At 59.2% G+C, this 14,653-nt stretch carries 16 protein-coding genes and 1 tRNA gene; all 17 read left to right on the top strand.

All coding sequences use genetic code 11. The features are described from left to right. Positions 1-153: 153 nt before the first annotated feature. The 17 genes from ROZ37_RS06045 to ROZ37_RS06125 all read left to right on the top strand — a co-directional run bounded on the left by ROZ37_RS06045 (position 154) and on the right by ROZ37_RS06125 (position 14,631). The gene (locus ROZ37_RS06045) at positions 154-1,146 is read left to right on the top strand and encodes a PstS family phosphate ABC transporter substrate-binding protein (protein ID WP_312658268.1); all 993 of its coding nucleotides are present in this window, start codon (positions 154-156) and stop codon (positions 1,144-1,146) included. A 56-nt stretch (positions 1,147-1,202) separates the two neighbouring features. Beyond that, positions 1,203-2,162 carry a phosphate ABC transporter permease subunit PstC gene (gene pstC / locus ROZ37_RS06050; RefSeq protein ID WP_312658270.1) on the top strand — a complete coding sequence of 320 codons (960 nt, stop codon included), beginning with the start codon at positions 1,203-1,205 and terminating at the stop codon, positions 2,160-2,162. Between the two features lie 10 nt (positions 2,163-2,172). Continuing rightward, a complete protein-coding gene (pstA, locus tag ROZ37_RS06055; protein ID WP_312658272.1) occupies positions 2,173-3,096 on the top strand; it encodes a phosphate ABC transporter permease PstA in 924 nt (307 codons plus the stop codon). Continuing rightward, positions 3,090-3,980 carry a phosphate ABC transporter ATP-binding protein PstB gene (gene pstB, locus ROZ37_RS06060; RefSeq protein WP_312658274.1) on the top strand — a complete coding sequence of 297 codons (891 nt, stop codon included), beginning with the start codon at positions 3,090-3,092 and terminating at the stop codon, positions 3,978-3,980. Before pstA ends, pstB begins: the two co-directional genes overlap by 7 nt. Before the next feature lie 159 nt (positions 3,981-4,139). Continuing rightward, positions 4,140-4,925: a triose-phosphate isomerase gene (tpiA, locus tag ROZ37_RS06065; RefSeq protein ID WP_312658276.1), complete on the top strand. Its 786-nt coding sequence runs from the start codon at positions 4,140-4,142 to the stop codon at positions 4,923-4,925. After that, the gene (secG, locus tag ROZ37_RS06070) at positions 4,922-5,284 is read left to right on the top strand and encodes a preprotein translocase subunit SecG (protein ID WP_312658279.1); all 363 of its coding nucleotides are present in this window, start codon (positions 4,922-4,924) and stop codon (positions 5,282-5,284) included. The genes tpiA and secG overlap by 4 nt, the downstream gene beginning before the upstream one ends. Before the next feature lie 61 nt (positions 5,285-5,345). Then, positions 5,346-5,430: transfer RNA gene (locus tag ROZ37_RS06075), tRNA-Leu, on the top strand. Between the two features lie 91 nt (positions 5,431-5,521). Then, a complete protein-coding gene (gene ndhC / locus ROZ37_RS06080) occupies positions 5,522-5,896 on the top strand; it encodes an NADH-quinone oxidoreductase subunit A (protein WP_312658281.1) in 375 nt (124 codons plus the stop codon). 3 nt (positions 5,897-5,899) lie between these two features. Continuing rightward, entirely contained in the window at positions 5,900-6,376 is a 477-nt protein-coding gene (locus ROZ37_RS06085) for an NADH-quinone oxidoreductase subunit B family protein (RefSeq protein ID WP_312658283.1), read from the top strand. 14 nt (positions 6,377-6,390) lie between these two features. After that, positions 6,391-6,996: an NADH-quinone oxidoreductase subunit C gene (locus ROZ37_RS06090; protein WP_312658284.1), complete on the top strand. Its 606-nt coding sequence runs from the start codon at positions 6,391-6,393 to the stop codon at positions 6,994-6,996. After that, complete coding sequence (locus ROZ37_RS06095) at positions 6,989-8,242, top strand: NADH-quinone oxidoreductase subunit D (RefSeq protein WP_312658285.1); 1,254 nt, start codon at positions 6,989-6,991, stop codon at positions 8,240-8,242. The genes ROZ37_RS06090 and ROZ37_RS06095 overlap by 8 nt, the downstream gene beginning before the upstream one ends. An 82-nt stretch (positions 8,243-8,324) precedes the next feature. Beyond that, positions 8,325-8,804, top strand: coding sequence for an NADH-quinone oxidoreductase subunit NuoE (gene nuoE, locus ROZ37_RS06100; protein ID WP_312658286.1), 480 nt, complete (start codon positions 8,325-8,327; stop codon positions 8,802-8,804). After that, entirely contained in the window at positions 8,801-10,114 is a 1,314-nt protein-coding gene (nuoF, locus tag ROZ37_RS06105) for an NADH-quinone oxidoreductase subunit NuoF (protein WP_312658326.1), read from the top strand. Before nuoE ends, nuoF begins: the two co-directional genes overlap by 4 nt. Continuing rightward, positions 10,114-12,450, top strand: a complete 2,337-nt coding sequence (gene nuoG, locus ROZ37_RS06110) for an NADH-quinone oxidoreductase subunit NuoG (RefSeq protein WP_312658327.1) — start codon at positions 10,114-10,116, stop codon at positions 12,448-12,450. The genes nuoF and nuoG overlap by 1 nt, the downstream gene beginning before the upstream one ends. Further along, positions 12,450-13,499: an NADH-quinone oxidoreductase subunit NuoH gene (gene nuoH, locus ROZ37_RS06115; protein ID WP_312658287.1), complete on the top strand. Its 1,050-nt coding sequence runs from the start codon at positions 12,450-12,452 to the stop codon at positions 13,497-13,499. The genes nuoG and nuoH overlap by 1 nt, the downstream gene beginning before the upstream one ends. Before the next feature lie 10 nt (positions 13,500-13,509). After that, entirely contained in the window at positions 13,510-13,995 is a 486-nt protein-coding gene (gene nuoI / locus ROZ37_RS06120; protein ID WP_312658288.1) for an NADH-quinone oxidoreductase subunit NuoI, read from the top strand. A gap of 33 nt (positions 13,996-14,028) precedes the next feature. After that, positions 14,029-14,631, top strand: a complete 603-nt coding sequence (locus tag ROZ37_RS06125) for an NADH-quinone oxidoreductase subunit J (protein ID WP_312658289.1) — start codon at positions 14,029-14,031, stop codon at positions 14,629-14,631. Positions 14,632-14,653: the final 22 nt, after the last annotated feature.

The following is a 14,653-nucleotide window of genomic DNA, read 5'->3' on the forward strand; positions in this document are numbered from 1 at the left end:
TGGATGCGCCGGGGCGCAGCGCGAGGAGTCGACGCCCTTGCGATGAGGTCCGGTTCGAGCGAGTTTCTGCTGCATCGCGCACTGTCGCGCGATGTCCTGCAATTCCGATGACGTCGATTCCGAATCGACGGGTTCGCCAACAGGAGATTTTGCATGTCCCGTATGAAGCAGGTCGCTTTCGCCGCAGCAGTCGTCGCCTTCGGCTCGCAACTCGCGCATGCCCAGTCCATCGTCAAGGTAGACGGATCGAGTACGGTGTTTCCCATCACCGAGGCGGTTGCCGAGGATTTCCAGAAGTCCGTGAAGGGGAATGTGAAGGTGACCGTCGGGATTTCCGGTACTGGCGGCGGCTTCAAGAAGTTCTGTCGCGGCGAGATCGACGTCGCGGGCGCATCGCGTCCGATCCTGAAAAAGGAGATGGAGGCATGTGGGCAGGCCGGCATCAAGTACTACGAGATCCCGGTCGCGTTCGATGCACTGACGGTCGTCGTCAATCCGAAGAACGAATTCGTCAAGCAGCTCGGCGTCGAGCAACTCAAGAAGATGTGGGAGCCGGCTTCGCAGGGCACGGTGACGACCTGGAAGCAGGTTGACGCCTCTTTTCCCGATGCCCCGCTCAAGCTCTTCGGCGCCGGCTCCGACTCGGGTACCTTCGATTACTTCACCGAAGCGGTCGTCGGCAAGGCGAAGTCATCGCGGGGCGACTATACAGCGTCGGAGGACGACAACGTGCTGGTTCAGGGCGTGTCGCGGGACGTGAATGCGATCGGCTATTTCGGCTACGCGTACTACGCAGAAAACAAGGGAAAATTGAAGGCCGTGCCGATTGTCAATGCGGCCGGGAAAGCCGTGGAACCGTCGCCGCAGAGCGTGTCCGACGGCTCATATAACCCGATGTCGCGACCGATCTTCATCTACATCAGCGAGAAGGCGCTCGAGCGGCCGGAAGTGCGTGACTTCACGACGTATTACCTGAAGAATGCCGGGAAGCTCGCCGCGGAAGTCAAGTACGTTCCGCTTTCAGCGAAGGCTTACGAAATCGCTCAGGATCATATCGCCAAGAAAAAGGTCGGTACCGTCTTCGGCGGTGAGCCGGAAATCGGCGTGACCATCGACGCGCTGCTGAGCCGCGAAGCGAAGCTCTAAATGGACGAGGCGCACGGCGTGGGCCGTGCGCCGCTTTTCCGTTGACTATACGAAGAATGCAAGAAACCGACACTGTCAGCGCTGTAGGGAGTGCTCGATTTGCGCCCATGGTCGTAAGCGACCGTTTGGCGAAGAAAGGGCTGCGCAATTTCAGGGAACGCGTCATCGAGTTGCTCCTGTTCGGGGCTGCGGGCGTGTCCGTTCTCACGACGATCGGCATCGTCTGGGTGCTCGTCAGCGAATCGGTTCATTTTTTCGAGTCCGTCCCGCTGGTCGACTTTCTCACCGACACGATGTGGACGCCGCTTTTCGCCGATGCGCATTACGGTATTCTGCCGCTGCTGTCCGGAACGCTGACGACCTCGCTGGTTGCCCTTGTTGTGGCGATCCCGCTCGGGACCACGATCGCGATCTACCTATCCGAATTCGCGCCCGCAGCCGTCCGCGAAGTCGTGAAGCCGTTTCTGGAGCTTCTCGGCGGAATTCCGACGATCGTCTATGGCTATTTCGCGCTGGCGGTGGTCATTCCTCTGCTGCAGATCTTCATTCCGAGCCTGCCCGGCTTCAACATGCTCGGCGCCGGCATCGTCATGGGCATCGCGATCATTCCCTACGTCAGTTCCCTCGCAGAGGATGCAATGCGGGCTGTGCCCATGAGCATGCGCGAAGGTGCGTATGCGATGGGCAGCACGAAATTTCAGACCGCGGTTAGAGTCGTATTTCCTGCAGCGCTTTCCGGGATCCTTTCGGCATATATCCTCGGAATTTCGCGAGCCGTCGGCGAGACGATGATCGTTGCTGTCGCGGCGGGGATGCAGCCGAATTTCACGATGAACCCGATGGAGCAGGCGCAAACGATCTCGGCTTATATCGTGCAGGTGGCGCTAGGCGATCTGCCGCACGGTTCGATTGGCTATCAGTCGATCTTCGCGGCTGGCCTCAGTCTGATGTTGATGACTCTGCTGCTCAACATCGCGGGCCAGGTTATTCGCCGCCGCTTCCGTGAAGCTTACTGAGAGGGCGAGCATGAAATCTTCCGAACTCTCGGTCATTCATCGCATTGTCCGGCGCAACAAGCGCTGGGACCTTGTCTTCGCCGTCGCGGGCGTCGTTGCGCTGATGGTCGGTGTACTGACCTTTCTCGCGCTGTTCCTGCAAATGGCCTTCGCCGGTTGGGAGCGGCTGACCCCGGAATTCTTCACGAGTTTCCCGTCCCGCCGTGCGGGGCAGGCCGGGATCCTCTCGGCCTGGGTGGGGTCGTTGCTGGTGATGCTTGTCACCGCGGTGTCTGCGGTACCTCTGGGCGTCGCAGCTGGCGTCTATCTCGAAGAGTACGCGCCGAAGAACCTCGTGACCGAGATCATCGAAATCAACGTGACGAATCTCGCCGGCGTTCCGTCGATCGTATACGGCCTGCTGGCATTGGGCGTGTTCGTATACACCTTCGGCTTCGGTCAGAGCATCCTTTCGGCGGGCCTGACCCTCGGGCTCCTGATCCTGCCGATCGTCATCGTCGCGACGCGCGAAGCGATCCGTTCGATCCCTCAGCACATCAGGGAGGGCGCGTACGCCGTCGGTGCCACGCGATGGCAGGTTACCCGCGACCACATCGTTCCGTACTCGATGCCGGGGATCCTCACCGGTGTAATCATCGGAATGTCGCGCGCGATCGGAGAAACGGCCCCGATCATCACGATCGGCGCGCTGACCTTCATCGCTTTCCTTCCTGAGTCACCGATCGGTCCGGAGTTTCCGTGGATCAACTTCGAATGGCTCAAATCCGGTTTCACCGTCATGCCGATCCAGATGTTCAACTGGACGTCACGCCCCGAGGAAGCTTTCCAGCAGAATGCCGCTGCAGCCGGCTTCGTCCTGGTGCTCATGACCCTCGCCATGAATGCGGCGTCGATCTGGATTCGTTATCACCTGCGCAAGGACATCAAATGGTAGGAAACGCTCCGCTGCGTTCCAGCAATCCTTCGGACAAAGATTCGATCGCACCCGCTGCGGGCAGCGTTGCAACCGCCCTCGGGGATCGGAGCGCGGACGAGCGGCCACAATCGTCCAGCGCTCCCGCGGTCAAAGCCGCCGCGGAGGATTTCAGTTTCTACTACGGCGACTTCAAGGCGTTGAAGGAGATTACTCTCCCGATCCATGAGAAACAGGTGACTGCGCTGATCGGCCCGTCCGGTTGCGGGAAATCGACCCTCCTTCGGGCATGCAACCGAATGCACGATCTGTATCCCGGTAACCGATACGAAGGGGCGATCCGGCTATACCCGGACAACACCAACCTGCTCGATGCCTCTGTGGATCCGATCGAAGTGCGCATGCGGATCGGGATGGTTTTCCAGAAACCAAACCCGTTTCCGAAATCGATCTACGAGAACGTCGCGTACGGCTTGCGGGTGCGTGGAGAGCGGAGCCGATCCGTCATCGACGATCGCGTCGAGCAGGCGCTGAAGGGGGCTGCCCTGTGGACCGAGGTGGAGAAGCGCCTCAATGATCCCGCCTTCGCGTTGTCAGGCGGACAGCAGCAACGGCTATGTATCGCACGCTGCCTGGCGACCGATCCTGAAGTGCTCCTGTTCGATGAGCCCACTTCGGCTCTCGATCCGATTGCGACGGCTAGCATCGAAGAGCTTATCGACCAGTTGCGTGAGCGCGTCACGATTCTGATCGTCACGCACAACATGCAGCAGGCAGCCCGTGTATCGGACTATACGGCGTACATGTACCTCGGCGAACTGATCGAGTTCGGGCGGACGCGACAACTGTTCGTCAACCCGACGCGACGTGAAACGGAAGATTACATCACCGGTCGGTTCGGTTAACGGTCGGGCACCCGCGGCCCGGGCCGGCTTCGCTGCACCGCATACGGAGATCGCGTCCAACGCGTCGCGCCCGAGGCGTGTTGCGGCCCGTTGCGTCTTCGCCTTTACCATAGGCGGTCTGGCAGGATAGAATCGCACGATTTTATTGGGTTCAGGCGGATGAGACGTAAGCTTGTCGTCGGGAACTGGAAGATGAACGGCGATCTGGTCCGCAATCGGGAGCTGCTTCGCACGCTCTCTGCGCGCGTACCTGATGATGTCGATTGCGCGGTCTGCGTTCCGTTTCCGTACCTCGCGCAGGCTCGGGAGCATCTTTCCGGTGCTTCCATCGCCCTCGGAGCGCAGGACGTCTGCGAATTCGCCGAGGGGGCATATACCGGAGAAGTGAGTGCGGCGATGCTCGCGGACTTCGGTTGCCGCTACACGATAGTCGGCCATTCCGAACGGAGGTCGATGTTCGGCGACGATTCGACACGCGTTGGTCGAAAAGCGTTGGCGGCAATGCGCGCCGGGCTCGTTCCGATTCTTTGTGTAGGCGAGTCGCTCGAAGAGCATTCAGCGGGTCGGACGGAGGCGGTTCTTCGGGGGCAACTCGATGCAGTAGCCGAGATCGTGGGCGCTTCTTCGCTCTCCCGGCTGGTGATCGCGTACGAACCCGTGTGGGCCATCGGCACCGGACAGGCTGCTTCCCCTGCTCAGGTACAAGGTGTCCTGTCTTTCGTGCGCGGTTGGCTGGCAGATCGTACTTCTGAAGCTGGCGACGTCAGAATCCTTTACGGTGGAAGCGTGAAGCCGGAGAGTGCGGGGCCCCTTTTCGGTTTGCCCGATTCGGATGGGGGTTTGATCGGGGCGGCTTCGTTGATCGCCGCCCAATTTCTCGGTATCTGCGAAGCAGCATCGGTCGCTACGCAGGACAATGTGCGGCAATTCGAAGGTCTTAAATGAATAATCTCGTTTTCTCACTCGTTCTGACGGTTCATGTACTCGTCGGACTCGGCGTCATCGGCTTGGTATTGATGCAGCATGGAAAAGGCGCTGACGCGGGGGCGGCGTTTGGTGGGGGTGCTTCCGGTAGCGTTTTTGGTTCGTCCGGTTCTGCCAATTTCCTTAGTCGTACGACCGCTGTTCTCGCGACGATCTTTTTTGCTACCAGTCTTGGACTGAGTTATCTCGCGAGTGACAAGCCGGCACAGCCGACTAGCGTGATGGAAGGAGCAGCGCCTGCAGCGGCTCCGTCGACTGCTGGTGAGGCGGCAGACAAGGGCGCGGCGCAGGATTCGAAAGCGCAATCGATCCCAAAATAGATTTTTTTAGGCTTTGCGTAGTCCGAAAAACGTCGTATAATTTTCTGGCTGTAACAAACGTGCCGACGTGGTGAAATTGGTAGACACGCCATCTTGAGGGGGTGGTGGCGAAAGCCGTGTGAGTTCGAGTCTCACCGTCGGCACCAGTATTCGAGATCGCCCGCGAAAGCGGGCGTTTTCTTGCAGCTTCTTCTCTGAAGCTGGAATTGACGAGAAATTAAAACGGGGTGTTGTGCGATGCTGGAAAATTACTTTCCTGTCCTGATGTTCATCCTCGTTGGTCTGGGATTCGGGCTTGTTCCGGTGATTCTCGGCCGCCTTCTTGGTCCATATCGTCCCAGCAGTGAAAAACTGTCTCCGTACGAGTGCGGTTTCGAAGCGTTCGAAGACGCACGCATGAAATTCGATGTTCGCTATTACCTCATAGCGATCCTCTTCATTCTTTTTGATCTCGAAATCGCCTTTTTGTTTCCGTGGGCGACCGTCTTCCAGGAATTCATCGCGGCCGGTGAGGTCGCCTGGTTCGTATTCGGGTCGGTAATGCTGTTTCTTGCTGTGCTGGTAATCGGCTACGTCGTCGAGTGGAAAAACGGCGCGCTGGACTGGGAGTGATATATGAGCATTGAGGGCGTCTTTCGCGAGGGGTTTGTCACGACCTCGCTTGATGCAGTCATCAATTGGACGCGGACCGGTTCCTTGTGGCCGATGACTTTCGGTCTGGCGTGTTGCGCAGTCGAAATGATGCATGCCGGCATGGCGCGCTACGACTTGGATCGCTTCGGCATCATCTTCAGGCCGAGCCCGCGGCAGTCCGATCTGATGATTGTTGCCGGAACTCTGTGCAACAAGATGGCTCCGGCATTGCGCAAAGTTTATGACCAGATGGCCGAGCCGCGCCGGGTGATCTCGATGGGTTCATGCGCGAACGGGGGTGGCTACTATCACTACTCCTATTCGGTGGTTCGGGGTTGCGACCGCATTGTTCCGGTCGACGTCTATGTGCCGGGTTGTCCGCCAACGGCCGAGGCCCTGCTGTACGGCATCATTCAGTTGCAGAACAAGATCAAGCGCACCAGCACGATCGCGCGCTAACAGGTGTCCCGAAGATGAGTGCAAAGCTAGAACGCCTGAGTCAGTCGCTGCAGGAGGTCCTTGGCGACAGATTGCGGTCTGTCGCGACCGATCGCGGGGAGGTCACGATCGAGGTCGCGGCCGGTGATTATCTCCCGGTCGCGCAACTGTTGCGTGATCATGCGCAATTGCGGTTCGAGCAGTTGATTGATCTAACCGGGCTCGATTATTCGGCGTACGGGCAAGGCGACTGGAACGGCAAGCGCTTTGCCTTGGCGGTTCACCTTCTTTCAGTGACGCATAATTGGCGTGTTCGACTCCGTGTTTTTGCAGACGACGACGCGTTTCCGGTCCTGGAGTCGCTGATCCCGGTATGGTCGGGCGCGAATTGGTATGAACGTGAAGCGTTCGATCTATACGGAATCATGTTTTCCGGTCACTCCGATCTGCGGCGGATTCTCACTGACTACGGTTTTGTGGGACATCCGTTCCGAAAAGATTTTCCGGTTACCGGCTACGTCGAAATGCGCTATGACCCGGAGCAGGGCAGGGTGGTCTATCAGCCCGTGACCATCGAGCCTCGCGAAAACACCCCGCGCATTGTGCGCGAAGAGAACTACGGGGACGTTGGCAATGGCTGAGATCCGCAACTATACGATCAACTTCGGCCCTCAGCACCCGGCAGCTCACGGCGTGCTGCGCCTGGTGCTCGAGCTCGACGGAGAGGTGGTTGAGCGCGCAGATCCACATGTGGGTCTGCTTCACCGCGGCACCGAAAAGCTCGCCGAAACGCGGACTTGGGTGCAGTCCGTGCCCTATATGGACCGGCTCGACTACGTGTCGATGATGTGCAACGAGCATGCATACTGCATGGCGATCGAGCGTTTGCTCGGTCTTGAAGTGCCGTTGCGTGCCCAGTACATCCGCGTCATGTTCGATGAAGTCACGCGCATCCTGAACCACCTGATGGGGATCGGAGCACACGCGATCGACATCGGTGCGATGACCGCGATCCTGTACACGTTTCGTGAGCGCGAGGATCTCATGGACGTCTACGAGGCGGTGTCCGGCGCGCGTATGCATGCTGCCTACTACCGGCCCGGCGGTGTCTATCGCGATCTTCCCGACAGAATGCCGCAGTACCAAGTGAACAGGTTCAAGAGCGAGAGGGTCGTAAAGGAACTCAACGCAGCTCGTGAAGGCTCGCTACTCGATTTTCTTGAGGATTTCACCAATCGCTTCCCGGGCTGTTGTGACGAATACGAGACCCTGCTGACCGATAACCGCATCTGGAAGCAGCGCACCGTCGGAATCGGTGTGGTGTCGCCGGAACAGGCGCTGGCCTGGGGATTTACCGGTCCGATGTTGCGTGGGTCGGGAGTCGCCTGGGATTTGCGCAAGAAGCAGCCCTACGAAGTTTATGATCGAGTCGATTTCGATATCCCGGTCGGCAAGACCGGCGACTGTTACGATCGATATCTCTGTCGCATGGAAGAGATGCGCCAGTCGAACCGCATCATCAAGCAATGCATTGATTGGCTGCGCAAGAACCCCGGCCCGGTGATGACCGACAACTACAAGGTCGCTCCGCCTCCGCGCGAGAACATGAAAGCAAACATGGAAGAGCTGATCCATCACTTCAAGCTCTTTTCTGAAGGTATTCATGTGCCGGCGGGCGAAGTCTATGCGGCGATCGAGCATCCGAAAGGCGAGTTCGGCGTATATGCCGTCTCTGACGGCGCCAACAAGCCTTACCGTCTCAAGCTGCGTGCGCCCGGTTTTCCGCATTTGGCGGCGATCGACGAGATTGCACGCGGGCACATGATCGCAGACGTGGTTGCCATCGTCGGTACGCTCGATCTCGTATTCGGCGACATCGATCGATGAGCATCCCCGCATCGGGAACCGGTGCTCCAGCGTCGGTGGAACTAAGAGGGAATCGGCAAGCTTTCCGGAAGATCAAGACGACATGCTGAGTCAGGAATCGCTACAACAGATCGATCGCGAGATTGCGAAGTACCCGGTCGATCAGAAACAGTCTGCGGTAATGTCGGCGCTGCGCATCGCGCAAGTCGAAAAGGGTTGGCTGGCGAAGGAAACGATCGAGTTTCTCGCCGACTATCTCGACATGCCCGCCATTGCGGCCTACGAGGTCGCGAGTTTCTACAACATGTACGACTTGCAACCGGTCGGCCGGCACAAGATCACCGTTTGCACGAATCTCCCCTGTGCGCTGTCAGGCGGCGTGCACGCGGCGGATTACCTGAAGAAAAAGCTCGGAATCGATTTCAACGAAACGACTCCCGATGGCAAGTTCACTCTCAAGGAGGGTGAGTGCATGGGAGCTTGCGGCGATGCTCCGGTACTTCTGATGAACAATCATCGGATGTGCAGCTGGATGACAGAGGAAAAGATCGATCAATTGTTGGCCGATCTGGAAAACAAATGAGCGCACGCGGACTTATTCTCGCCGGCGTAGACGGCGACCGTACCTGGCGGTTACAGGATTACATCGCGCGCGGTGGTTATTCGGCGCTCAAGAAGATCATCGGCGAGAAGATTGCGCCCGAAACGATCATTGCCGAGCTGAAAGCGTCCTCGCTGCGTGGACGCGGGGGTGCCGGCTTTCCGACCGGGTTGAAGTGGAGCTTCATGCCCCGTGCGTTTCCAGGGTCGAAGTATCTCGCGTGCAATTCCGACGAAGGCGAACCGGGGACTTTCAAGGATCGCGACATCCTGCGATACAACCCGCACAGCGTGATCGAAGGCATGACGATTGCAGCGTATGCAATGGGCTGTGAGCGTGGATACAACTACATTCACGGCGAGATCTTCGAGATCTACCAGCGTTTCGAAGAAGCGCTGGCGGAAGCGCGCGACGCGGGATTGCTCGGTGCGAACATCCTTGGTTCGGACTTTTCGTTCGACCTGTTCGCGCATCACGGATATGGGGCCTATATCTGCGGCGAAGAAACGGCATTGCTCGAATCCATCGAGGGAAAGAAGGGGCAGCCCCGCTTCAAACCGCCGTTCCCCGCTAGCTATGGTCTGTACGGGAAGCCGACGACGATCAACAACACCGAAACCTTCGCCTCAGTCCCGTTCATTGTGAACATGGGCGGTGAGGCGTTTCTCGGTCTCGGCAAGCCGAATAACGGCGGTACGAAGCTGTTCTCGGTGTCCGGTCACGTAAACAGGCCCGGCAATTACGAGATCGAGTTGGGAACGCCTTTCTCCGAGTTGCTCGAGATGGCCGGTGGAATGCGCGCAGGTCGCAAGCTGAAGGGCGTGATTCCGGGGGGATCGTCGGCACCGGTGTTGCCTGCCGCGACCATGATGGACTGCACGATGGACTACGACTCGATCGCGAAGGCGGGCTCGATGCTCGGCTCGGGCGCGGTGATCGTCATGGACGAGACGACGTGCATGGTGAAGGCCCTTGAGCGTCTGTCGTATTTTTACTTCGAGGAATCCTGCGGTCAGTGCACCCCGTGTCGCGAGGGGACGGGCTGGCTGTACCGCGTGGTGCATCGGATCGAGAACGGTTTGGGTCGCCCCGACGACCTCGATCTGCTGAATTCGGTGACGGGCAACATCATGGGCAGGACGATCTGCGCGCTTGGCGACGCGGCGTCGATGCCGGTGCAAAGTTTCATCAAGCACTTCGGCTCGGAATTCGAGTACCACATCGAAAACAAGAAATGTCTCGTGCCGCCCGAGGTGCAGTACGAAGGCAGCAAAATCTACGTGAGTCAGTGATGCTAGAGATTGAAATCGACGGCAAGCAGGTATCGGTCGAGGACGGCAGCACCGTAATGGATGCCGCCACGAAGGCCGGTTCATACATTCCGCACTTCTGTTACCACAAGAAACTTTCCATCGCCGCCAACTGTCGCATGTGCCTCGTGCAGGTCGAGAAGGCGCCGAAGCCGCTTCCCGCCTGCGCGACGCCGGTTACGAATGGCATGAAAGTGTGGACGCGGTCGGAACAAGCCATCAAGGCCCAAAAGGGCGTGATGGAATTCCTGCTGATCAACCATCCGCTCGACTTCCCGATCTGCGATCAGGGCGGCGAGTGTCAGTTGCAGGACCTGGCTGTGGGTTACGGCAGCAGCCAGTCCCGCTACGAGGAAGAGAAGCGCGTCGTCTTCAACAAGAACCTCGGCCCGTTGGTCGCGACAGACATGACTCGTTGCATCAACTGCACGCGCTGTGTCCGCTTCACGACCGAGATCGCGGGAATGATGGAACTTGGGCAGGCGTTTCGTGGCGAACACGCCGAGATCATGCCCTTCGTCGAAAAGACCGTCGATTCCGAACTCTCGGGCAACATCATCGATCTCTGTCCGGTCGGGGCTCTGACCTCGAAGCCGTTCCGCTTTGCAGCACGCACCTGGGAGCTGTCGCGGCGCAAGTCGATCAGCCCACATGACGCGCTCGGCTCGAATCTCATCGTTCAGGTTAAGCACGACGTCGTAAAGCGCGTTCTGCCGCTCGAAAACGAGGAAATCAACGAGTGCTGGTTGTCCGACAAGGACCGCTTCTCGTACGAAGGTCTGAACAGCGAGGATCGGCTCACGGTCCCGATGATCAAGCAGGACGGCGAGTGGAAGCAGGCTGACTGGCAGACGGCGCTCGAGTTTGCCGCAAACGGATTGCTGGCCATTGCGAAGGAGGAGGGGCCGGCGTCGATCGGTATGCTCGCGTCACCGCATTCGACGCTCGAGGAACTGCATCTCTTGCAGAAGTTCGGTCGGACGCTCGGGACCGACAATATCGACTTCCGGCTTCGGCAGACCGACTTCCGCGCGGACGGGCACCTGGAAGGCGCGCCGTGGCTCGGAATGGCAGTTGCTGACGTCGCGAAGCTCGACCGTCTGCTGGTCGTCGGCAGTTTCTTCCGCAAGGACGCGCCGCTTCTCGCGCAACGTGTCCGTCAGGCCGCCAAGCGGGGCCTTCGAGTCGATTCAATCAATGCTGCTTCCGATGACTGGCTTCTGCCGGTGAGGAACGACGTTGTCGTCGCGCCTTCTGCGATGGTCATGACGCTCCTGCAGGTGGCCACCGCATTGGCGGCCGAAAAGGGCGTTGCACTGCCGGATAGGCTTGCAGCGTCCGCTCCGTGCGAAATCACGAGCGAAGCGCGGGCGATTGCGCAGAACCTTGCGAGTGGCGGTCGGGTTGCTATCTGGTTGGGTAATTTTGCGGTTCAATCGGCCCACGCTGCTGAACTGCATTTCGTCGCGCAGGAGATCGCCCGCATCAGCGGTGGTTCGTTTGGGGTGATCGGCGAGGCTGCGAACAGCGTCGGCGGCTATCTTGCAAAGGCAACGCCGATCGTCGGCGGGTTCAACACGAAACAGATGATCGCGCAGCCGCTGAAGGCTTACGTGTTGCTAGGCGCCGAGCCGGATCTCGATTTCGCTGATCCGAGCGCGACGGTGGCGGCGCTGCAAGGAGCCGAACTGGTGGTCGCGCTGTCGAGCTTCACGTCGCCCGCGCTGCTGTCGTGCGCCGATGTGCTGCTGCCCATCTCGCCCTTTACCGAGACGTCTGGCACCTTCGTGAACTGCGAAGGAAGGGTGCAGAGCTTCAACGCGGTGGCCCGTCCCCGAGGCGAAACGCGGCCGGGCTGGAAGGTCGTGCGCGTGCTCGGCAATCTTCTCGACCTCGATGGGTTCGAACAGAACGACTCTGAGGCCGTCGCAGCCGAGGTGTTGTCGGAAGACGTCGCTGCGCGACTCGGTAACCGCGTCGCCGACATCGAGATTTCGCCGATGGCCGCCTCGCAGTCGCTGGAGCGTATCAGTGATGTCCCGATTTACTTCGCCGATCCGCTCGTTCGCCGTTCGCCGCCGCTGCAAAAGACTCGGGATGCTTCCGGTGTCGTGGCTCGTTCGAATTCCGCGACCTTGTCGCGCCTGGGTGTCGAGTCGGGTAGTCGTGTGCGGCTGAAGCAGGGCGCTGCGACTGCCGAACTTGCAATCGTTGCCGACGACGGCGTGGCGCCCGGTTGCGTCCGGGTACCGGCTGCTCATCTCGCCACCGCCGCACTCGGTTCGATTTGCGGCGAAATCAGCGTGGAGCGTATCTGATGGAAGCGATGCTCGAACCCGTTGCGCAGTTGTTCGGTCCGGCTTGGCCCGCGGTTTGGACGCTGGCGAAAATCGTCGCGATCCTCGCGCCGCTGATGGTGTGCGTCGCCTATCTGACGCTCGCCGAGCGTAAGGTCATCGGGTACATGCAGGTTCGTATCGGCCCCAACCGCGTCGGGCCGAAGGGTCTCCTGCAGCCGATCGCCGATGCCCTCAAGCTGCTGTTCAAGGAAATCATCGTTCCGTCGAGCTCGAGCAAGGGGCTTTTCATTCTCGGACCGATTCTCGCAATCGCGCCGTCGTTGGCGGCCTGGGCCGTCATTCCTTTCGACGACGGCTTGGTTCTGGCCGACGTCAATGCGGGCTTGCTGTTCGTGCTCGCGATCACGTCCGTCGAGGTTTATGGCGTGATCGTCGCGGGCTGGGCGTCGAACTCTAAGTATGCATTTCTGGGGTCGATGCGTGCGGCAGCACAAATGGTGTCTTATGAAGTGGCGATGGGGTTTGCGCTCATTTGTGTCCTTCTGATCTCTTCAAGCTTGAATCTTTCCGATATCGTCCGATCGCAGGGGCAGGGTCAATTCCATGATATGGGCCTTTCCTTCCTGTCGTGGAACTGGCTGCCATTGCTGCCGATGTTCGTCGTGTATCTGATTTCCGGGATCGCCGAGACGAACCGAGCTCCTTTCGACGTCGTCGAGGGCGAGTCGGAAGTGGTCGCAGGGCATATGGTCGAGTATTCGGGGATGGCCTTCGCGCTGTTCTTCCTCGCCGAATACGCGAACATGATCCTGGTCTCGATCCTCACATCGGTTCTGTTTCTCGGCGGGTGGCTGTCGCCGGTTGGATTTCTGCCCGACGGCTTCCATTGGCTTGCGCTCAAGACCGCTGCGATCCTGTTCATGTTCCTGTGGGCGCGCGCAACGTTCCCCCGTTTCCGCTACGACCACATCATGCGTCTGGGCTGGAAGGTGTTTATTCCGATTACGCTCGCCTGGGTGATCGTGGTTGCGGTGTGGATGATGTCCCCACTGTCGATTTGGAAGTGAGAGGCTGAAGATGGGTGCCAAGGATTACATCGGTAGCCTGTTCCTCAAGGAACTTGTGAAGGGCCTTGCGCTGACCGGACGTCATCTGTTCGCGCGCAAGATTACCATTCAGTTTCCGGAGGAGAAGACTCCCGCGAGCCCGCGTTTCCGCGGCCTGCATGCATTGCGCCGGTATCCGAACGGCGAGGAGCGTTGCATTGCATGCAAGCTCTGTGAAGCGATTTGTCCCGCGTTGGCCATCACCATCGAGTCAGACCAACGTGACGACGGTTCTCGCCGAACAACGCGTTACGACATCGATCTGACGAAGTGCATTTTCTGCGGCTTCTGTGAAGAGGCCTGTCCCGTGGATGCAATCGTGGAAACGCGGGTGTTCGAGTACCACGGAGAAAAGCGCGGCGACCTCTACTACACCAAGCAGATGCTTCTGGCGAACGGCGATCGGTATGAAGCGCAGATCGCCGCGGACCGGGAAGTCGACGCCAAGTACCGCTAAGGGAGGGCGCCGGTCGGCGCCACAATACAGAACATGGAATTCAAGACCTTCGTCTTTTACGTTCTCTCCGCGATCATGGTGCTCTCGGCGCTGAGAGTCATCACCGCGCGAAATCCGGTCCAGGCAGCACTGTTTCTGGTGCTGGCGTTTTTCACCGCCGGAGGTATCTGGCTGTTGCTCGCCGCGGAATTCCTCGCGATCGTCCTCGTAATGGTCTATGTCGGGGCGGTGATGGTGTTGTTCCTGTTCGTCGTCATGATGCTGGACATCAATCTCGACCGATTGCGGCAGGGCTTCTGGAGCTATCTGCCGGTCGGCACCTTGATCGGTGTGTTGCTCGTCGTCGAGATGGCGCTCGTGCTCGGCGGCCGTTACTTCGGCCTCGAAGCGATGCCCACTCCACCCGCGGCGCAGGGTGGATACAGCAACACTCGCGAACTTGGGCGTCTGCTTTATACCGACTACGTCTATCCGTTCGAACTCGCATCGCTCTTGCTGCTGGTGGCCATGATCGTTGCGGTGACCCTGACGTTGCGCAAACGCAAGGGTGTAAAGCGCGTCGATCCGTCGGAACAGGTTTTGGTCAGGCGCGACGATCGTGTCGAACTGATTTCGATGTCTGTCGAGAAAGAATAAGAACAGCGGCGGCTGTATAGCC

The organism is Aromatoleum sp., assembly GCF_032027225.1.
In the GTDB taxonomy this organism is placed as follows: domain Bacteria; phylum Pseudomonadota; class Gammaproteobacteria; order Burkholderiales; family Rhodocyclaceae; genus Aromatoleum.